19 protein-coding genes and 1 other RNA gene are annotated in these 18,160 nt (G+C 65.7%); 11 read left to right on the forward strand and 9 right to left on the reverse strand.

The window, feature by feature from the left end:
- From MJ956_RS09725 to MJ956_RS09760, 8 genes are all read right to left on the reverse strand, one after another.
- Positions 1 to 787: penicillin-binding protein 2 (locus MJ956_RS09725; RefSeq protein WP_479768636.1), on the reverse strand; the 787-nt coding region annotated here is incomplete at its 3' end.
- Positions 787 to 1,143, reverse strand: a complete 357-nt coding sequence (gene ftsL / locus MJ956_RS09730) for a cell division protein FtsL (RefSeq protein ID WP_253964276.1) — start codon at positions 1,141 to 1,143, stop codon at positions 787 to 789. The genes ftsL and MJ956_RS09725, both read right to left, overlap by 1 nt.
- A 5-nt stretch (positions 1,144 to 1,148) precedes the next feature.
- Positions 1,149 to 2,183, reverse strand: coding sequence for a 16S rRNA (cytosine(1402)-N(4))-methyltransferase RsmH (gene rsmH, locus MJ956_RS09735; protein ID WP_253964277.1), 1,035 nt, complete (start codon positions 2,181 to 2,183; stop codon positions 1,149 to 1,151).
- Positions 2,180 to 2,641, reverse strand: coding sequence for a division/cell wall cluster transcriptional repressor MraZ (mraZ, locus tag MJ956_RS09740; RefSeq protein ID WP_253964278.1), 462 nt, complete (start codon positions 2,639 to 2,641; stop codon positions 2,180 to 2,182). The genes rsmH and mraZ overlap by 4 nt, the downstream gene beginning before the upstream one ends.
- Before the next feature lie 508 nt (positions 2,642 to 3,149).
- An RNA gene (gene rnpB / locus MJ956_RS09745) (RNase P RNA component class A) lies at positions 3,150 to 3,596 on the reverse strand.
- Between the two features lie 174 nt (positions 3,597 to 3,770).
- Complete coding sequence (locus MJ956_RS09750) at positions 3,771 to 4,280, reverse strand: lytic transglycosylase domain-containing protein (protein WP_253964279.1); 510 nt, start codon at positions 4,278 to 4,280, stop codon at positions 3,771 to 3,773.
- A gap of 169 nt (positions 4,281 to 4,449) precedes the next feature.
- A complete protein-coding gene (locus MJ956_RS09755) occupies positions 4,450 to 5,238 on the reverse strand; it encodes a peptidoglycan recognition protein family protein (RefSeq protein ID WP_253964280.1) in 789 nt (262 codons plus the stop codon).
- Positions 5,235 to 5,948 (reverse strand): J domain-containing protein, encoded by a 714-nt coding sequence (locus MJ956_RS09760; protein ID WP_253964281.1) that lies wholly within the window; start codon positions 5,946 to 5,948, stop codon positions 5,235 to 5,237. The genes MJ956_RS09755 and MJ956_RS09760 overlap by 4 nt, the downstream gene beginning before the upstream one ends.
- Positions 5,949 to 6,271: 323 nt before the next feature.
- Between MJ956_RS09760 and MJ956_RS09765 the strand changes: the two genes are divergently transcribed.
- The 6 genes from MJ956_RS09765 (at position 6,272) to MJ956_RS09790 (ending at position 12,294) form a co-directional block, all read left to right on the forward strand.
- A complete protein-coding gene (locus tag MJ956_RS09765) occupies positions 6,272 to 7,084 on the forward strand; it encodes a glycoside hydrolase family 25 protein (RefSeq protein WP_253964282.1) in 813 nt (270 codons plus the stop codon).
- Positions 7,085 to 7,158: 74 nt separating this feature from the next.
- Positions 7,159 to 8,346: a lytic murein transglycosylase gene (locus MJ956_RS09770; protein WP_253964283.1), complete on the forward strand. Its 1,188-nt coding sequence runs from the start codon at positions 7,159 to 7,161 to the stop codon at positions 8,344 to 8,346.
- 129 nt (positions 8,347 to 8,475) lie between these two features.
- A complete protein-coding gene (locus MJ956_RS09775) occupies positions 8,476 to 9,054 on the forward strand; it encodes a TetR/AcrR family transcriptional regulator (RefSeq protein ID WP_253964284.1) in 579 nt (192 codons plus the stop codon).
- A 68-nt stretch (positions 9,055 to 9,122) separates the two neighbouring features.
- Positions 9,123 to 10,133 carry an NADP-dependent oxidoreductase gene (locus tag MJ956_RS09780; protein ID WP_253964285.1) on the forward strand — a complete coding sequence of 337 codons (1,011 nt, stop codon included), beginning with the start codon at positions 9,123 to 9,125 and terminating at the stop codon, positions 10,131 to 10,133.
- A 20-nt stretch (positions 10,134 to 10,153) separates the two neighbouring features.
- On the forward strand, positions 10,154 to 10,831 hold the full coding sequence (locus MJ956_RS09785) for a type 1 glutamine amidotransferase domain-containing protein (protein WP_253964286.1): 678 nt from the start codon (positions 10,154 to 10,156) through the stop codon (positions 10,829 to 10,831).
- 233 nt (positions 10,832 to 11,064) lie between these two features.
- Positions 11,065 to 12,294 (forward strand): extracellular catalytic domain type 1 short-chain-length polyhydroxyalkanoate depolymerase, encoded by a 1,230-nt coding sequence (locus MJ956_RS09790; protein WP_253964287.1) that lies wholly within the window; start codon positions 11,065 to 11,067, stop codon positions 12,292 to 12,294.
- Positions 12,295 to 12,388: 94 nt separating this feature from the next.
- Here the strand turns inward: MJ956_RS09790 and MJ956_RS09795 are convergent, their stop codons facing one another.
- Positions 12,389 to 12,907 (reverse strand): EF-hand domain-containing protein, encoded by a 519-nt coding sequence (locus tag MJ956_RS09795; RefSeq protein ID WP_253964288.1) that lies wholly within the window; start codon positions 12,905 to 12,907, stop codon positions 12,389 to 12,391.
- 286 nt (positions 12,908 to 13,193) lie between these two features.
- Here MJ956_RS09795 and lgt point away from each other — a divergent pair, with 286 nt between their 5' ends.
- The 5 genes from lgt to MJ956_RS09820 all read left to right on the forward strand — a co-directional run bounded on the left by lgt (position 13,194) and on the right by MJ956_RS09820 (position 18,063).
- Positions 13,194 to 14,075 carry a prolipoprotein diacylglyceryl transferase gene (lgt, locus tag MJ956_RS09800; RefSeq protein ID WP_253964289.1) on the forward strand — a complete coding sequence of 294 codons (882 nt, stop codon included), beginning with the start codon at positions 13,194 to 13,196 and terminating at the stop codon, positions 14,073 to 14,075.
- Complete coding sequence (locus MJ956_RS09805; RefSeq protein ID WP_253964290.1) at positions 14,072 to 15,181, forward strand: class I SAM-dependent methyltransferase; 1,110 nt, start codon at positions 14,072 to 14,074, stop codon at positions 15,179 to 15,181. Before lgt ends, MJ956_RS09805 begins: the two co-directional genes overlap by 4 nt.
- 44 nt (positions 15,182 to 15,225) lie before the next feature.
- On the forward strand, positions 15,226 to 16,035 hold the full coding sequence (gene pgeF / locus MJ956_RS09810) for a peptidoglycan editing factor PgeF (protein ID WP_253964291.1): 810 nt from the start codon (positions 15,226 to 15,228) through the stop codon (positions 16,033 to 16,035).
- A 3-nt stretch (positions 16,036 to 16,038) separates the two neighbouring features.
- Positions 16,039 to 17,187 carry a M24 family metallopeptidase gene (locus MJ956_RS09815; protein WP_253964292.1) on the forward strand — a complete coding sequence of 383 codons (1,149 nt, stop codon included), beginning with the start codon at positions 16,039 to 16,041 and terminating at the stop codon, positions 17,185 to 17,187.
- Between the two features lie 108 nt (positions 17,188 to 17,295).
- Positions 17,296 to 18,063 carry a hypothetical protein gene (locus tag MJ956_RS09820; protein ID WP_253964293.1) on the forward strand — a complete coding sequence of 256 codons (768 nt, stop codon included), beginning with the start codon at positions 17,296 to 17,298 and terminating at the stop codon, positions 18,061 to 18,063.
- The last annotated feature ends 97 nt before the right edge of the window (positions 18,064 to 18,160 follow it).

Here is an 18,160-nt window from a genome sequence, read left to right on the forward strand (position 1 = left end):
CCTCGCCGGTCTCGACGTCCAGCACGACACCACCGGCAGCGATCGCCCGGTAGCGTTTCATCGCCGCCGCCACCTCGTCGCGCACGATGTGTTGAACCCGCAGGTCGATCGACATGCGCACCGGCTCCAGTTCCGTGTCGACGGCAAGCCCGGTGTTCTGCAGCGCCCGATAGCCCTGATCGTCGACATACTTCTCCATGCCGGCGATGCCCTGATTGTCGACATTGACCGTCCCGACGATGAAGCCGGCGGTGCTGCCGCCCGGATAGAAGCGGCGCGTCTCGGTGCGAAATCCGATGCCGGGAATGCCCAGATCGAGGATCGCCTGCTGCTGGCCCGGTGTCAGCTCGCGCCGCAGCCAGATGAAGCCGGCCTCGCTGGCCAGCCGGCGATAGAGCCAGTTGGGATCGAGGTCGGGCAGGACCGAGAGCAACAGCTCGCTCGCCTCGTCCGGATCGATGATGCGGCGAGGCTCGGCGAAGAGCGAAGCGGTCTTGATGTCGGTGGCGAGCACTTCGCCGTTGCGGTCGACGAGGTCCGGCCGGGCGGCCATGATCAGGTCGCTGGCGCCTCTGGACGATGCCGTTTCGGCCGGCGCGACGCCCCACATGACGAGGCGGCCGCCGATGACGCCATAGACGGCCACGAAGAGGCCGATGGCGATGGTGAAGCGGCTGCGGTTTTTCGGCGCGATATTGCGGCGTCGCCGACCGGAGACATCGGGTTCGCGGGCCGTCGACACCGATGCCGTCGGGGTGGCGCGTCTGAAGGGGTTTGCGATACGCATCACCGGACCACCGTTTCCGAGCTGTCGGCATACCCGCCGAGCGTATTGGTCTGGTCGGGAAGGAAGTTCACCGGCCGCGCGGGCAATTGGTCAGGCTCCACGATCTGATCCGGGCGCATTGGCTGGAGCTTGAGGTCCGACGCGAAGGCATCGACCAGACGCTGCAGCCGGCCCGGCTGATCGAGCAGGCTCCAGTCGGCCTCGAGCAACGCGACAGTTTCACGCTCCATCGCGATCCGGCGCTCGACCCTGGCGACCTCCTCCTCGAGCAGCTCGGCCTCGTGCTTGATCTTGTAGGTCCAGGCAGCCGCGGAGATCATGACGGCGATGAGAACGATGTCGAGGGTCTTCAACATGGCTGTCAGTCTCCGGTCTGAGGCAGGTCGGCGAGCGATGGCAGGGCCGCGAAAGCGAGCGCGTCGGCCTCGCCGCGCGGCGCCTCGCTGGTTCGCACGCCCGAGCGCAGTTTGGCCGAGCGGGCGCGCGGGTTGCGTGCCGCTTCCGCGTCGGAGGCGGCCAACGCCTTGTTGCGGGCCTCGAAGGTCTGCGTCGCGGGGGCGATGTCCGGCAGGTGCCGCGATCCCGACGGCGGCGACGAACGGTCACGCAAGAAGCGCTTGACGATGCGGTCCTCGAGCGAATGGAAGGTCACGACGACGAGGCGGCCGCCAGGCTTCAGCACCCGCTCTGCCGCGACCAGTGCCCGGGCAAGTTCGCCGAGTTCGTCATTGACGAAGATGCGCAGCCCTTGAAAACTGCGGGTCGCGGGGTCGATCCGATCCTTGGGCGAGCGCCCTACCACCCGGCCGATGACGCCGGCAAGATCAAGGGTTCGCATGAACGGCTTTTCCGCCCGGCGCGCCTCGATCGCCCGCGCGACGCGCCCGGCCTGCTTCTCTTCGCCCAGGAAACCGAGAACGCGCGCCAGATCGCCCGGCTTCAGCCGGTTGACGACATCGGCGGCGGTCGGCCCCGACGCGCCCATACGCATATCCAGGGGGCCGTCCTTCTGGAAGGAAAAGCCGCGCTCCGCCGCGTCGATCTGCATCGACGAAACGCCTATATCGAGGACGACGCCATCAACGGCGCCGCCGTGATCGCGGACGATTGCCTCGAGTTCGCCAAAGCGGCCCTCGACCATCGTCATCCGGCCATTGTAGCTTTCGGCCAGCCCGCGCCCGGCCGCCACCGCCGAGGGGTCGCGGTCGATGGCCGCGACACTGGCGCCGCGATCCAGGATGGCACGCGTATAGCCGCCCGCGCCGAAAGTGCCGTCGACGATCATCTCGCCCGGCTGCGGGGCAAGCGCCGCCAGAACCTCGTCGAGAAGCACCGGAACGTGACGAGCCGGTCCGCCAACGGCGGGATCCTCAACCCCGCCGTGACCCGCCATCATTCCGGTGACCCCGCTGACGCGCCGACCGAACCGCGCGCCGCCAAAAGACGCGCCCTCGCTTCGGCCCGGTACGCCTCGAACCGCGACGGCTCCCAGAGCTGGAAGAAATCGCGGGCACCCACGAAGGCCACCTGATCGGTGATCCCCGTATGCGATCGAACGAAGTCGGTCATGGTGATCCGTCCCTCGCTGTCGAACTTCAGATACGTTCCGTCGCCGAAAGCGAAGACCGACAAATCCTGAAACGCCTCGCTGAACGGACTGGTCGCATCCATCTGCCGCTCGAAGCGCTCCAAAAGATCGGGACCGCCGACATCCATCACCGGCTGACCAAGACTGCGCATGGCAAACAGCTCGCGAATGCCGCGCGCCGCGATCACCTGCCGAAACGCGGCCGGAACCGACACGCGGCCCTTGGCGTCGACATTGTTCACCCAGTTGGAGAGAAACCGGTCCATCAGTTCGCGAAGGCTTTGAAGCGATCGGTTCGCATTCCATCAAAACCCCCGCTCGTCCGCCGGCCCGCCGACACAGTTCCGCAACGGCGGAGCGCGCCGCAGGGCGCCCTTCGCCGGCCTCGACTCGTCCCGGGCCCGACCTGCGATGTTCGAAATGGGGCACTGACCGAGCCCCCGATGATGATCTACCGGATAGCATGGGCACTCTTGGGCGTCAATGGGATAGCCTGACACAACGCCGCTGCAAGGACTGGTAAAATTTCTAGACGGACAGTCTTAACACCCTATTAACGTTGATATTTTCCAAAATTACCCACTTTACCCGGCAGCATCGCGTCCGCGCGGACAGCCGGCCCACGGGGCGGCAACAGAGCACCCTCGCGGTAACGAAAACAAAGGATTGCAGACAAATTCGCGCGCCGTGTGGGCGCGTCCCAAAATCCGATCGGAGAAGTGCGGTCGCGGCTGACGGGTATGACGCTGAAATCTGCCGGGAGGCGGGAGAAAAAGAGCCAGTCGGCCTGTAAGCCGGGTTCTGTAAGCGGCAAAGCCGCTCGGCGACCATTCCTCTGGGACGGTCCTTGCGAACCGCCTCGAGCAACCCACCCGGACGACCGGCCCGGAGAAGGGCTGGCGATGTCACCCGAAGGCGAACCGCCGCGTCGTCCCTATTCGGTCTTGCTCCCGGTGGGGTTTGCCGTGCCGCCGCTGTTGCCAGAAGCGCGGTGGGCTCTTACCCCACCGTTTCACCCTTACCCCGCCAATAGTGCGGCTCCGCTGCCGAGGCACTCGCGCCGGTCGAGCCGCACTATAGGCGGGGCGGTCTGTTTTCTGTGGCACTTTCCCTGGGGTCGCCCCCGCCGGACGTTATCCGGCACCGCTTCTCCGTGGAGCCCGGACTTTCCTCCCCCGCCGTCTTTCGACGTATGACGGGAGCGGTCGCCCAGCCGACTGGCCCCCCGTAGGTGTCCAAGCGGGAAACGGATGTCAATGACAAATGCGACGAGCCGGCAAGGGCAAGGGGCGGCGCGTTCACGCCGGAAAAAGGCCGGACGACGACACCGCCGGACAAAAAAACACCCGGCGCCGCCACGCCGGGTGTCCATTTCGTGATGATGGTGAAGCGCGCCTACGCCCGCGCCATCTCGACCTTCACCTTCGAGCAATAGCGCGCCGAGATCGGGTTCATCCGCTTGGCATAATGGCCGGCATTGTATTTGAGGATCGTTCCGCAGGTGGTGCCACCGCCCCGCTTCACCGCGCCGGCGAGATAGCGCATGCCCCATTTGATGTTGGTGTCGGGATTGTAGAGCGCCTTGGTGCTACCCTTGTAGCCCATACCGCGCGCCGTCGCCGGCTTGATCTGCATCAGGCCCACCTCGCCGGCCGCGCCGGTCACCTTGGCGCGATAACGACTCTCGACACTCACCACGGCATGCGCGAGAGCGATCGGCACGCCATTGGCCTTGGCATGTTTGGCGATGATCGCGGCATAGGGCCGCTCGGAAAGGCGCTCCAGCGAGGCCACCTGAACCCCGGCGGTCTCGGCGTGTTCGGACTCGGTCTGATGAGCGAAGATGGCAGTGGTCTGGCCGAGGAAAATCGTCGCGGCGAGCGCCGCGGCAGTCAGTCTGTGCATGAATACCCCAAATTGATCGAAGGCCGCCCAACCCCTTGTAAAGGCAGCTTTTTACCCCTCACCGCGAATGTTTCACGGCTTCGGCGAGGCGTTGTGTGCAGCGCAAAACGACCGGGAATGTGGCGCGTCAATCACGCAAGATTTCAAGCTGAAATATTTAGGGCCGATATCAGCTGACGCTCACGCTGCTTGCGTCGCCTGCGAAGGGCGAGCAGGGCAATGTCGTCAGCAGCCGGTGGAGGGTCTCGATCGTCGAGATGTCGGCGACACCATCGACCCGTTCCGGACGAAAATGCCGCTGGAAAGCGATCGTCGCGAAACGCGTGGTTTCCTCGAACACGCCGTCGATCCGCAGGTCGTAACCGTAGGCGGCCAGCAGCGATTGGTAGGCGGCCACCGGCTCACCCTGATCACCCCGGCCGAAAAAGCGCCCGCCCCGTAACGGCGCTGGCGGGACGAAGTGCCCGATGTCGGCAGAAAAAAGTTGATTCCACGGGAACTTTTCGCCCGGATCGGATTTGCGCGCGGGCGCTATATCGGAATGGGCGAGCACGAATTCGGGCCGGATCGGCCAGCGGCCGACACAATCCCTGCACAATTCGATCACCGCTTCGATCTGCGCGGCGGGAAAATCCGGGTAGCCATGCTCGTGTCCGACATTGACGATCTCGATGCCGATCGACCGGGAATTGATGTCGTCGCGACCACGCCATCCGCCCACGCCCGCGTGCCAGGCACGCCGTGTCTCGGGGACCATCTGCACGACTCTGCCGTCTTCATGCACGAGATAATGGCAGGACACCCCGCTTTGCGGATCGCACAGCCAACGCACCGCTCCCTCGCCCGAGCCCATGCCGGTGTAGTGGAGAATCAGCATGTCCGGCCCGTCCGCCCCACGTCGCTCGGTGTGATTGGGCGACGGCCGGACCTCGTCGATTCGCGCGGCGTCGGGTTTCAAGCCGCGGTCTTTCCGGAGATGGAGTGATAGGCGGCGTTGATCGCCTTCATCCGCTCCGTGGCGATAAACATGAACTCGTCCGGCACGCCGCGAGCGGCCAGTCGGTCGGGGTGGTTCTCGCGCACCAGCGCCAGATAACGCGCGCGCGTCTCCGCCAAGGGGGCGCCGGGATCGAGCCCGAGCACCGCGTAGGGATTCTCGGCGCCCAGGATATGGCGGTTCTTGATTCGGGCGAATTCCTGATCGGTCAGACCGAAGATGCGTCCGATCTCGGCAAGGAATGCGAGTTCGCGCTCATGGACCAGTCCATCCGCCTTGGCGATGTGGAACAGGCCGTCGAGGACATCGGCCAGCAACTGGCAATCCTCGTCCTCGTCCCGGCACAGGCCGCGCAGCCGCGCCGCATAGATCTCGAAACCGGCGATGTCCTCCTTGGCAATGTCATAAAGGCGAAAGACGTTGCGCATTTCCTCGGGCGGAATTTCCAGAATCTGCCGAAACGCGGTGATTTCAGGCTGGGAAACGATGCCGTCGGCTTTTGCCATCTTGGCCGACAGCGCGATCACCGCGACGCCGAAGGCGACCCGCCTGCGCGTCTCCCGATCGCCGCCGAACAATGTCCGGATGCTTTCCAGAATTGCCTCGAGGCTTGCTCGGCCGCCCGCCGGGATCGCCTGAAGAACGGTATTGAGATTGGACAGAATCTGCATTGCGGAGGCTCGCCGCCCTTTATCGATTCGCAATTATCGGCGATCGCTCCCGGCGAGGCAAATGCCACACCGCGCCCTGCCGGCATCAAGGCGGCGATCGCGCGTGCCCCTCTAAATGGCGACGGCAAGCTTCGGTCAAGCTCGCCTTGATCTGATCGAAGCGGGATCGCGCGGCTGTCGTCCCGGTTTGCGTCGGATCGCCCCGATCGGCCCGGTCGGCATTCGCATCCGTTCCTGGCCCGTCATAACCCATGTCGGCGCCACTTGCGATTTGCCCCTTTCCGCCATCATGATGGCCCACCCGAACCGTGCCGAGCCCGACGATGAAGCCTTTCCTTCCGCGCCATCCGGCCCCATCGACCCGATCGCGCCGCGGCCTGCGCGGGCGGGCGCTTGTCTTGGCCGGGGTCGCGGCGGCGCTGCTGGTTGGCGGCTGCCGTTCCACCACTCTCGACGTCAACGAACTCGGCCTGTCGAACATGGCCGCGGAATCGGCCCATCAATACCCGGTCCACGGCATCGACATCTCGAAATACCAAGGCACGGTCGATTGGGACGCCGCCCGCGACGGAGGCGTCGCTTTTGCCTGGCTGAAGGCGACCGAGGGCGGCGACCGGGTCGACGAACGGTTCTTGGAGAACTGGAAGAAGACCAGGGCTGCGGGCGTGCCGCGCGGCGCCTATCATTTCTGGTATCATTGCCGGCCCGGAATCGAGCAAGCCCAGGCCTTCATCAATGCTGTTCCGAAGGACCGCCTGGCGTTGCCGCCGGTGATCGATATCGAATGGACGCCGTTCTCGCCGACCTGCACCAAGCGACCGCCGCGCGAGGAACTCGTTCGCGAAGTGATGGCGATGTCGAACGCGCTCGAACGCCACTATGGCCAGCGGCCGCTTCTCTACATTCCGATCGACGTGCATCGCGACCGGCTTGTCGGCGCCTTCCCGCGCCATGAGGTCTGGCTGCGAGCGGTCGCGGATCATCCCGACAACGTCTATGAGAACCGCAAATTCCGGTTCTGGCAGTATACCGGGACCGGCACCGTGCCGGGCGTGAAGGGCGATGTCGACCGCAACGCCTTCGCCGGAACCCGCGAGGACTGGAAAAAGTGGCTGGAAGCCAATCTTGCGCGCTGACCTTCTTCAATCCGCCATCTTGAGCGGCTAGGCGGCGGGCGCTCTCGCCGTCTTTAAAGAAAAGGATCACCGCGATGCTTCGAGCCCGCCGTCTTGCCCTGACCCTGACCTTGCTCCTGTCCGGCACCAGCCTCGCGGCGGCCCAGCAATGCGGTGGCGACTTTTCGCAATTCCTCGACGGGGTCCGGGCCGAGGCGCTCGCCAAGGGCCTGTCGCCGGCTGCCGTCGATACGGCGCTCGCCAGCATGCGGCTCGATCCGAAGGTCCTCGCCGCCGACCGCGCGCAAGGCGTTTTCGCTCAGGATTGGCAGCAATTCGCCACCCGCATGGTCAACAGCTACCGGCTGACCCAGGGCAAGGCGAACCTTCAGAAATACGCCGATGTCCTTGCCAGGGTCGAGGCCGAGACAGGTGTGCCGGGTCCGGTGATCGCCGCCTTCTGGGGGCTGGAGACCGACTACGGCGCGGTGCTGGGCAATTTCGACACGCTGGCGGCGCTGGCGACGCTCTCCCATGATTGTCGGCGGCCGGAGCTGTTCCGCCCGCATCTCATCGGCGCGATCGAGATCGTCGATCGGGGCTACCTGACCCCGTCGGAGATGAAGGGCGCGTGGGCCGGCGAAATCGGCCAGACCCAGCTTCTGCCCGCGGAATACATCGCCTTCGGCACCGACGGCGACGGCAATGGCCGCGTCGACCTGCGCAAGGACGCCGCCGACGTCCTCGTCACCACCGGCAAATACATCCAGTCGCTCGGCTGGCGCGGCGGCGAGCCCTGGCTGGAAGCGGTACGCGTGCCAGCCGATTTCCCCTGGGATCGCGCCGCCCTCGTCAACAAGGAGCCGCGCTCGAGCTTCGCTTCGCTCGGCGTTGCCAAGGCCGATGGTTCGCCGCTTCCCGCAGACGGACTGCCGGCGGCGCTGATCCTGCCGATGGGGCGCGGCGGCCCTGCCTTTCTCGCCTATCCGAACTTCGACATCTATCTGAAGTGGAACAAGTCGTTGGTCTATTCGCTGACCGCGGCCTATTTCTCGACGCGCCTTGCCGGTGCCCCGCCCATCGACATGGGAAATCCGCAGCCCGGCCTCGATCTCGATCAGACCAAGCGCCTGCAGCAGCGGCTCGTCGAACTCGGCCACGATGTCGGTGGGGTCGACGGCATCCTTGGCGAGAAAACCCGCTCGGCCGTGCGCCGCGAGCAACAGCGGCTTGGTCTGCCGGCAGACGGCTGGCCGACGCGGGATCTGCTCTCGGCGCTCTGAGAACCGTCCGGGTCGCGGGTCTCCTTATTCCCAGCGACCCGGCTTCTTCTTTTTTCAGCCGATGATCTCGATGGTTCTTTTTTGGCCCGCCCACTAGACGACCAGTCTAATCGGCCCAATATGTCGGCCATGACCGATACCCGCACGCATCTTCTGACCGTTGGACGAGGGCTCGCCGCCCAGCGCGGCTTTACCGCCGTGGGACTCCAGGAGCTTCTGAAGGCGGCCGAGGTGCCGAAGGGGTCCTTCTATCACTATTTCCCGTCGAAGGAGGCGTATGGCTGCGCGCTGCTGGAGAGCTTCGTGAAAGGCTACAAGGCCGATCTCACCCAGACGCTCGACAACGGCGCCCTTTCGGCGAGGGACCGCCTCTTGGCCTACTTCTCGGATTGGCGGCTGAAACAATGCAGCCCCCGGGCGGAGGATCGGTGCCTTGTGGTCAAGCTCTCCGCCGAGGTCGCCGACCTGTCGCCCGGCATGAGCGCGGTCCTGCGGGACGGAATCGATGCGATCGTGGCCAGATTGGCGTCGGTTCTGCGCCAGGGCGCCGCCGATGGCTCGATCGGTCCGACGGACGATCCGGAAGCCCTCGCCACGACATTCTACCAGATCTGGCTCGGCGCGAGCCTCATGGCCAGCCTGGCGCGGGACGACGGACCCTTCACGGTCGCCATGACGACGACCGAGAGGTTGATCCCTCGGCCCTGAGAATATCCCGCGCGCCGGACCAGCAAACGCGCGCCCTTTTCCTCAAACAACACAATCGAAAGCTGATCATGTCCCAAACCGACAACGCCAACCGCCGTATCGTTCTCGCCGAACGCCCCAAGGGCGAGCCGACCGACAGCACGCTCAAGCTCGAAAGCACCGACATCCCCTCCCCGACGGACGGCCAGATGCTGTTGCGCACCGAATTCCTGTCGCTCGACCCCTATATGCGCGGACGGATGAGCGACGCACCGTCCTATGCCCCGCCGGTCGCGGTCGGCGAGGTCGTCGAGTCCAAGCGGGAGGATTTCGACAAGGGCGACTGGGTGCTCAGCTTCAACGGCTGGCAGGACTACGCGCTGTCGGACGGCAGCGGCGTGACGGCGCTGGGCCGCCACCCCAAGCACCCCTCCTGGGCGCTCGGCATCATGGGCATACCCGGCTTCACCGCCTGGGCCGGACTGACCCAGATCGGCACGCCGAAAGAAGGTGAGACCCTCGTCGTCGCCGCCGCCACCGGCCCGGTGGGCACCACGGTCGGCCAGATCGGCAAGCTCATGGGCTGCCGCGTCGTCGGCGTCGCGGGCGGCGCGGAAAAGTGCGCCTACGCCGTCGACACGCTCGGCTTCGACGCCTGCATCGATCACAAGTCCGATGACTTCGCCGAACAGCTGAAAGCCGCGACGCCTGACGGCATCGACATCTATTTCGAGAATGTCGGCGGCAAGGTCCTCGACGCGGTCGTGCCGCTACTCAATATCGGCGCCCGCGTCCCGGTCTGCGGCCTGGTCTCGCAATACAACGCCACCAGCCTGCCCGACGGGCCGGACCGGATGAACTGGCTGATGGGGCAGATTCTGCGCAAGCAGCTGACCGTGCGCGGCTTCATCATCTTCAACGACTTCGTCCACCTCTATCCCGAATTCGCCAAAGCCATGAGCTCGTGGATCGAGGCGGGAAAGATCCACTACCGCGAAGAGATCATCGACGGCCTCGAAAACGCCCCGCGAGCCCTCATCGGCCTGCTCAAGGGCGAGAATTTCGGCAAGCGGGTGATCCGCGTCGGCAACACGAAATAATCAGTCCCAAGGAGACACACATGAACATTCTGATGGTCCTCACCTCCCACGACACCCTCGGCGACACCGGCGAAAAGACCGGCTTCTGGCTCGAGGAATTCGCCGCGCCCTATTACGTGCTGCGCGATGCCGGCGCCAAGGTCACACTTGCTTCGCCGAAGGGCGGCCAGCCGCCGCTCGACCCGAAAAGCGATGCCCCGGATGCCCAGACCGAGGCGACCGAACGTTTCAAGAAGGACGACGCCGCCCAACAGGCGCTGGCCTCGACCGCCAGGCTCGCCGACATCGACGCGACGGAGTTCGACGCCGTCTTTTATCCGGGCGGCCACGGCCCCCTCTGGGATCTCGCCGAGAGCGCCGACAGCCAGCGCCTGATCGAGACCTTCGCCGCCAGCGACCGCCCGATCGGTGCCGTCTGCCATGCACCGGCGATCTTCCGCCACACCAAAGCCGCCGACGGCAAGCCACTGGTTTCCGGTCGCCGCGTGGCGGGTTTCACCAACGGCGAGGAAGAAGCCGTCGGGCTCACGGACGTCGTGCCGTTCCTGGTCGAAGACATGCTCAAGGCGAACGGCGGCCTTTACGAAAAGGGCGCTGACTGGGGCTCTTATGTTGTCGTCGACGGCAAGCTGGTGACCGGCCAGAACCCGGCGTCGTCGGAAGAGGCCGCGAAAGAGCTGTTGAAGCTCCTGAAATAAATCGAACCGCTGCCCTCCATCGGCCCCTCCCGGCCGTTGGAGGGCGGCATCCGGCTGACATGGCCTGTTGCGCTTCGGTTGGCCTGCTTCGGGAAATCGACGATTGTCACCGTCACCGGGAACCAAATGCTGCAACGCAGCATTCCTCCCCGGCATTCATCGCGCGCTCGCATTCTTGACCCAAGCAGAGCGTGGTATTCGGCCGGGGGCTCTTCCTCACAGGATTTCAATCCATGAAACCACTTTCCAAGGCCACCATGATGGAGGCGACCCGTCTGACCCGAAACGGGCAGCTCCAGGAAGCGATGGCCCTTCTGCAAGGGTCGAGTTCGGACCAGGCCTCGTCGGCCGCGGGTTTCGACGCACAGCACGACAATGATCGCCGGCCTGCGGGCGGCGCCGCTTCCGTCATCGACATTACCCCACCCGCCGCGACTTCAAAAACCCGGACCGCATCACCTTCCCCGCAAAGAGACCCGCGGAGCGAGCCGAAGAAATCCTCGATCCCGCAGGCGCTGCGGGGATTTCTCGACCGGATCGGGACGCAAGGGGTCGAGGGGCTTGCCGGTTCACCGGTTGCCACCAACACGAACCCCTTGCCCGACGGCGCCCGGTTTTTCGCCCGCAGCTACGCCAACGCGGCGGGAAGCCGTGACTACAAGCTCTATGTTCCGAGCGGCTACGCCGGGCAGGCCGTGCCACTCGTCGTCATGCTGCATGGCTGTACCCAGTCGCCCGATGATTTCGCCGCCGGCACACGGATGAACGATCTGGCCGAGGAGCAGACCTTCCTGGTGGCCTATCCCGCCCAGTCCCGCTCGGCCAACACGTCCAAATGCTGGAACTGGTTCAATGCGGGCGATCAGGAGCGCGATCGCGGCGAGCCGTCGCTGATCGCCGGCATCACCCGCCAGATCACCGACGAATTTTCCGTCGAGCCGGAATGCGTCTACGTCGCCGGCCTGTCCGCCGGTGGCGCTGCGGCGGCGATCATGGGGGCGACCTATCCCGAGCTTTTCACCGCCGTCGGCGTTCATTCGGGCCTCGCCCGGGGGGCCGCGCGCGACATGGGCTCGGCCTTCGCCGCGATGCGCAACGGCGCCGCCCCCAACTCACAGACGTCGGCGTCAGGCGGCTTGGTCCCGACCATCGTCTTTCATGGCGACGGCGATACGACCGTCCATCCGGTCAATGGCGAGCATGTGATTGAACAGGCGAAGGCCGCCGCCGGTCTCCAGACCGAAATTCGCCGGGGCGAAGCTCCGGGCGGGATACGGTATACCCAGACCGTCCACGCCGCCGAACAGCGAGGGGCGACGCTGGAACATTGGGTCCTGCATGGAGCCGGCCACGCATGGTCCGGCGGCAGTCCCGCCGGGACTTATACGGAGCCGAAGGGACCGGATGCCAGCCGCGAAATGCTCCGATTCTTCCGCGAGCAAACCGGGGCAATGCGCGGCTGAACGGCACGGCGGCACGGCGGCACGGGACGCGCGAAAACCGCGCGGAAGGCCGGGCGCAACCGACCGCGCCCGGGCGTCCCATTGCCCCAGGAGCCTACCGGCGCGGCATTGCCCGGCCGCCCATCGGCGACATGAAGCCCTGCATTTCCTCGATCGTGACCTTGCCATCCGCGTCGGCGTCGATCGCCTTGAAGAACCGCGCATGCACGGCCTGGACCTCATCCAGCGACAAGGCACCATCACCGTTGGTATCGAGCAGGATCATCATCATCCGCATCATGTGGGGGCCGCCCATGCGCGGTCCCATCATGCCGCCCCGCCTCCAATCGGGCCCACCTTGCCCGTAGAACTGGCCCGGCATTCCCCACCGGTCGTCATCGTCGTCATCACGCTCCGAGCGTTGCCGACCCGATCGCATCATGTCGTCGTCGTCCCGCGCGCGCTCCGATCGCTGCCGGCCCGGACGCATCATGTCGTCGTCCCGCTGCTGCATCATCTCGCCTGGTCGATCCTGCTGTCCGGCGGCTCCCTCGGTCTGCTGGCCGTTGGCCGCCATGGCGCTTCCCGCCAGGATCAACGCGGATGTCGCCAGCGTCAGTATGGACTTGATCATCGGTGGTCTCCTTTTGATCGTCCGGGCATGGCCCGGCATCGAGCCTCGTTGCCTTGCACTGTCACGCGCGAAACTGCTTCCTAGATTCGTCCGCGGCTGTGTTCGGCGACATAGGCGATAGCTGGGTTATCGGCCTCACGGCCGGTCGCGGCATTGACGCAAATCAACGCTTCGCGCGATGCTTCAATCATCCAGCGCCACCCTTGACCCTCCAGTGGGGACAAGGTCTATGTCCCACCGCATTCAAAGCGGCGCCCGGCGTCGACAATCTCGCAACGGCGGTTCGATGCTCACCCTCCCCACCCTCGGCGTTCTGACCTATCCGCAGATCGATCCAGTCTTTCTCGATCTCGGACCGGTTCAACTGCGCTGGTACGGCCTGTCCTATGTCGCCGGCATTCTCTGCGGCTGGCTCTACGGGCGCTATCTCGTCGGCAATCCAAGGCTCTGGCCGAACGGCGTCTCGCCGATCACCAAGACCCATATCGACGATTTGATCCTGTATCTCACCCTTGGCATCGTCATCGGCGGACGATTGGGCTCCGTGTTCTTCTACGATTTCGAGCGATATGCCGCCGAACCGTTGGCCATCTTCAAGGTCTGGGAGGGCGGCATGGCCTTCCATGGCGGGCTGTTGGGGGTCGTCGTGGCCATGCTGATCTTCTGCCGGGTCTACAAGGTTCCGGTATGGAGCCTCATCGACGTGGTCGCCGCATCAGTGCCGTTCGGGCTGTTCTTCGGACGCATTGCGAACTTCATCAATGGCGAGCTGTGGGGCGCGCCGACGAGCGTCTCCTGGGCGATGGTGTTTCCCGATGCCCCGGATGCGCTGCCCCGGCACCCGAGCCAGCTCTACGAGGCAGCGCTCGAAGGCATTCTTCTATGGCTGATTCTCTGGATCGCCACGCATCACTTCAAGATGCTCGGCCGTCCCCGCTTCGTCGGGGGACTGTTCCTGTTCGGCTATGGCTGCGCCCGCATCTTCGTGGAGCTGTTCCGCATGCCGGACGTGCAGCTCGGCTATCTGTATGGTGGCTGGCTGACCATGGGCATGGTGCTGTCGATCCCGATGCTGCTGATTGGCATCTGGGGCATGGCGACCGCCAAGCCGCGCGCATACGAGCCGCGTCCCGTGCAGGACGCGGGAACCGGCGCCGCACAATCTTGACACCCCTCGCCCGCAAGATCGCGGAGCAAATTCGCGCCGACGGACCGATCGGCCTCGATCGCTACTGGAACCTGGCACTGTTCGACCGGGACCATGGCTACTACTCGGCGCGGGAGCCATTCGGCCGCACTGGTGATTTCATCACGGCGCCGGATATCAGCCAGATGTTCGGCGAGTTGATTGGAGCCTGGATCGCTGCCGCCTGGCGCGAACACGGCTGCCCCTCGCCGTTCCTGCTGGCCGAGATCGGGCCGGGGCGCGGCACGCTGATGGCCGATATGTTGCGGACACTGCGATCCGTCACCCCGGACTGCCTCAAAGCAGCCAAGGTGCGGTTGGTGGAGACCAGCGATCGGCTCGCCGCCGAGCAGATGGCCGTACTCGGCCGTTTCGATCTGCCGATCCGCCGCGTCAGACGGATCGAGGATATGGAAAGGGAGCCGCTGTTTCTCGTCGCCAACGAACTCTTCGATGCACTCGCCATCCGCCAGTTCGTCTTCGACGGCGCGACGTGGCGCGAGCGCTGCGTCTCGGTCGCCGATAGCGGACGTCTGGAGTTCGTGCTGTGCCAGGCACGGCCGGACCTGCCCGGCACAATCGCCGCGACTTTGCCGCGGTCGCCGATGGCCGGCGCCGTCGTGGAATTGTCGCCGGCGCGCGAGACCCTGGCGACGACCGTCGCCCAGCGTCTGGCCAAGGACGGCGGCGCAGGGCTCTTCATCGACTACGGCCATGCCGCGACCGGCTTCGGGGACACGCTGCAGGCGATCCACGGCCATGCCTTCGCGGATCCGCTCGACCGGCCGGGTGAAGCCGACCTGACCAGCCATGTCGATTTCGAGAGGATCGGGGCGCCGTTTCGACAAGCCGGACTCGCCGTCTCTCCTGTGGCTCCACAAGGAGACTTTCTGCTCGCGCTCGGGCTGCTGGAACGCGCCGGCCGTCTTGGCAACGAAATGGACGAAGCCGGGCAGGAGGAAATCCGGGCCGCGGTGGCGCGGCTGGCAGGCACAGGCGAGAAAAAAATGGGGATTCTTTTCAAGGTTTTGGCGGTGTCTTCTCGACCATTATCTCTTCCACCGTTCGGACTGTCCGGCTTCGGCTGACGCCGCATTGACTTCGCCCGACCCCTCCACCACCATCCCGCGCCATGTCCGATAGCCGAACGCTCCCCGCCACTCCCATTGCCGATACGGCGCTCATCCGCTCGGACCGCCTGACCGGTTCCGGGGGCATCAGCCATGCCTTTTTCACACGCCTCGGCGGCGTGTCGGGCGGTCTCTATGAGGGGCTGAACGTCGGTGCCGGATCGAACGACCGGCCCGAGGACGTTGCGGAGAATCGCGCCCGGGCGGCGGTCACGCTGGGCGCGACGCCGGACGATCTCGCGACGCCTTGGCAAGTCCATTCCGGGGAAGCCGTGGTGGTCGACGGACCATTCACGGGGGACCGACCGCGCGTCGATGGTATCGTCACCAACCGGCCAGGACTTGCCATCGGCGTCGTGACCGCCGACTGCGGCCCGGTGCTGTTCGCCGACCCTCGGAATGGTGTGGTCGGCGCGGCCCATGCCGGGTGGCGCGGAGCGCTGGGCGGCGTTCTCGAAGCGACGATCGTCGCCATGGAGAGCGCCGGCGCGCACCGGGATTCGATCACGGCCGTGCTGGGACCGACGATCACGCCGGCCAATTACGAGGTGGGCGTCAGCATGATGGCCGAGTTCCTCGACGGCGATGCGGCACGCGAGCGCTTCTTCCTCGGCGGGGCGTCGCCCGACAAACGCCAATTCGACCTGCCGGGCTTCATCCTCGCGCAATTGCGGGCGAGCGGCGTCGCGGCGAGTTTCGTCGGCACCTGCACCTATGGCGACCCCGACCGATTCTTCTCCTACCGGCGCACCACCCATCGCGGCGAACCCGACTACGGGCGCCAGCTATCCGCCATCGCTCTGAGAGGCTGACAGATGCTGCATTTCGGACGGGACGAATTCGAGGCGCGGCGCGACCGGCTGATCCTTGAAATGGGCGAGCAAAAGCTGGACGCGATGCTGCTGTTCGCCCAGGATTCGATGTATTGGCTGACCGGCTACGATTCCTTCGGCTTCTGCTTCTTCCAGTGCCTTGTGGTGAAGGCGGACGGCGAGATGCGCCTGTTGACCCGCTCGGCCGATCTGCGCCAGGCTCGCCATACCTCGATTCTCGATGCGATCGCGGTCTGGCGTGACCGAGGCAGCGCCGAGCCCGTCATCGAGCTGCGCGACATGCTGGACGAGATGGGTCTGCTGGGCGCGCGCATCGGCGTCGAATGGGCCACGCACGGGCTGACGGCCGCCAATGGCCAGCAGGTCGAGGAACGGCTCGGCTCGTTCGCGACGCTGAAGGACGCCTCGTCGCTGATCCCCCTGCTGCGGGCCGTGAAGAGCCCCGCGGAGATAGACATGGTGCGTGAGGCCGCGCGCCTCGCCGACGATGCATTTGACGCGGCCCTGCCGCTGATCCGGCCGGGCGCCGACGAGGCCGATATCCTCGCGGCGATGCAAGGCGAGATCCTTCGAGAGGGAGGCGACTATCCGGCCAATCCCTTCATCATCGGGTCGGGACGCGACGCGCTGCTGTGCCGCTACAAGTCCGGCCGCCGCGAACTCGACGAGAACGACCAACTCACGCTCGAATGGGCCGGCGTCAAGGCGCAGTATCACGCGGCGCTGATGCGGACGGTCATCGTCGGCCGGCCTTCCGACCGGCACCTGGAACTTCACGCCGCCGCGCGCGAGGCGCTGCAAGCGGTAGAGGCGACCATGCAGCCCGGCAATAGCTTCGGCGATGTCTTCGACGCCCATGCCGCCGTCATGGAGGCGCACGAGCTGGCGCGACACCGGCTCAGCGCCTGCGGCTATTCGCTCGGCGCGCGCTACGCGCCGTCCTGGATGGACATGCCAATGTTTTATTCCGGCAATCCGGTGCTGATCGAGCCGGGCATGACGCTGTTCGCCCACATGATCATCATGGATTCCGACAGCGAGACCGCGATGACGCTCGGCCGCACCTATCTGACGACCACGGCAGAGCCTGAGCCGCTGTCGCGGCTGCCGCTCGATCTCACTCTAGCGTAATCTCGCGAATCCGCCGATTTCGAGGGTTTTTTAACGTTTCCCTGCAAGAGATTGCTGACGCTCGCCTGGCTGAACGCCAGAATCGCAAACGGCAGGGGAACAGCTCCCGTGAAAACCCGCACCGCCCGCCGCGCGCCGGTCATTGCCGTCACCTTCAGCACGGTCCTCACCGCCTGTACCGGCGTCGACGGGACGATCGGCATGGGGCCGAACGGTCCGATGCCGAGCGTCGACATCGGCTCATCCAGCATGCTCGGCGCCCCGGTGGGCTCCATGTCCGCGGCAGCCGGCGACAACATAGGAGCCTCGCCGCAGGCCCAGTATCCCGTCGCGGCCTATCCCGCCGCCACGTCTCCGGCCGCGGCCTATCCACCTCCCGCATCCGAGCCGCTTGCGCCTCGGCGTGCCGCGGTCGCCGCCGAGCCGCTCGCTCCCCCTCCCGCCCCGCTCGCATCCGAGCCACTCGCCCCGCCGCCTGCCCAGATGGCCGCCGCTCCGCCACCGGCGGCGACGCCGGCCACCGCCACCGTCCGGACCACCGGCGAAATTCAGTTCCTGCCGCTGGTCGGGACGCCGCAGGACAAGGCCGAACTGCTCGCCCGAGCGCTCTCCGAGACGGCGGCTGCGCAGGGCCTGCGCATCCGGCCCGCTTCCGAAGCGGTGGCGAATGTCCGGCTCAAGGGCTATTTCTCGGCATTCAACGACGGCTCCACGACGACGCTCGTCTATGTCTGGGACGTGCTCGACGCCAACGACCAGCGCATCAAGCGTATCCAGGGCCAGGAAACCATTCCGGGCAAGACGGACGATCCGTGGGCGGCGGTCGATCTGACGACCTTCGAAGCCGTCGCCAGGCGGACCTTTAGCGAGGTCTGAGGATTGGCGCCCCGCGCCGGCTGAGCACCGTCTCCCCCTTCTATGCCGCTTCGGTGATTCTTGCCGCACTGCGAAACCGCGCGGGTTGACGATTCGC

The sequence above is a fragment of the Aurantimonas marianensis genome, from assembly GCF_024195285.1.
Taxonomy (GTDB): domain Bacteria; phylum Pseudomonadota; class Alphaproteobacteria; order Rhizobiales; family Rhizobiaceae; genus Aurantimonas; species Aurantimonas marianensis.

Coding starts and splice junctions, on each gene's coding strand:
- rsmH (WP_253964277.1), bottom strand. CDS start 2,183: ATGATGGCGGGTCACGGCGGGGTTGAGGATCCCGCCGTTGGCGGACCG.
- pgeF (WP_253964291.1), top strand. CDS start 15,226: ATGTCCGATAGCCGAACGCTCCCCGCCACTCCCATTGCCGATACGGCG.
- MJ956_RS09795 (WP_253964288.1), bottom strand. CDS start 12,907: ATGATCAAGTCCATACTGACGCTGGCGACATCCGCGTTGATCCTGGCG.
- MJ956_RS09765 (WP_253964282.1), top strand. CDS start 6,272: ATGAAGCCTTTCCTTCCGCGCCATCCGGCCCCATCGACCCGATCGCGC.
- lgt (WP_253964289.1), top strand. CDS start 13,194: ATGCTCACCCTCCCCACCCTCGGCGTTCTGACCTATCCGCAGATCGAT.
- MJ956_RS09790 (WP_253964287.1), top strand. CDS start 11,065: ATGAAACCACTTTCCAAGGCCACCATGATGGAGGCGACCCGTCTGACC.
- MJ956_RS09775 (WP_253964284.1), top strand. CDS start 8,476: ATGACCGATACCCGCACGCATCTTCTGACCGTTGGACGAGGGCTCGCC.
- MJ956_RS09815 (WP_253964292.1), top strand. CDS start 16,039: ATGCTGCATTTCGGACGGGACGAATTCGAGGCGCGGCGCGACCGGCTG.
- MJ956_RS09750 (WP_253964279.1), bottom strand. CDS start 4,280: ATGCACAGACTGACTGCCGCGGCGCTCGCCGCGACGATTTTCCTCGGC.
- MJ956_RS09760 (WP_253964281.1), bottom strand. CDS start 5,948: ATGCAGATTCTGTCCAATCTCAATACCGTTCTTCAGGCGATCCCGGCG.
- MJ956_RS09770 (WP_253964283.1), top strand. CDS start 7,159: ATGCTTCGAGCCCGCCGTCTTGCCCTGACCCTGACCTTGCTCCTGTCC.
- MJ956_RS09785 (WP_253964286.1), top strand. CDS start 10,154: ATGAACATTCTGATGGTCCTCACCTCCCACGACACCCTCGGCGACACC.
- MJ956_RS09780 (WP_253964285.1), top strand. CDS start 9,123: ATGTCCCAAACCGACAACGCCAACCGCCGTATCGTTCTCGCCGAACGC.
- ftsL (WP_253964276.1), bottom strand. CDS start 1,143: ATGTTGAAGACCCTCGACATCGTTCTCATCGCCGTCATGATCTCCGCG.
- mraZ (WP_253964278.1), bottom strand. CDS start 2,641: ATGGACCGGTTTCTCTCCAACTGGGTGAACAATGTCGACGCCAAGGGC.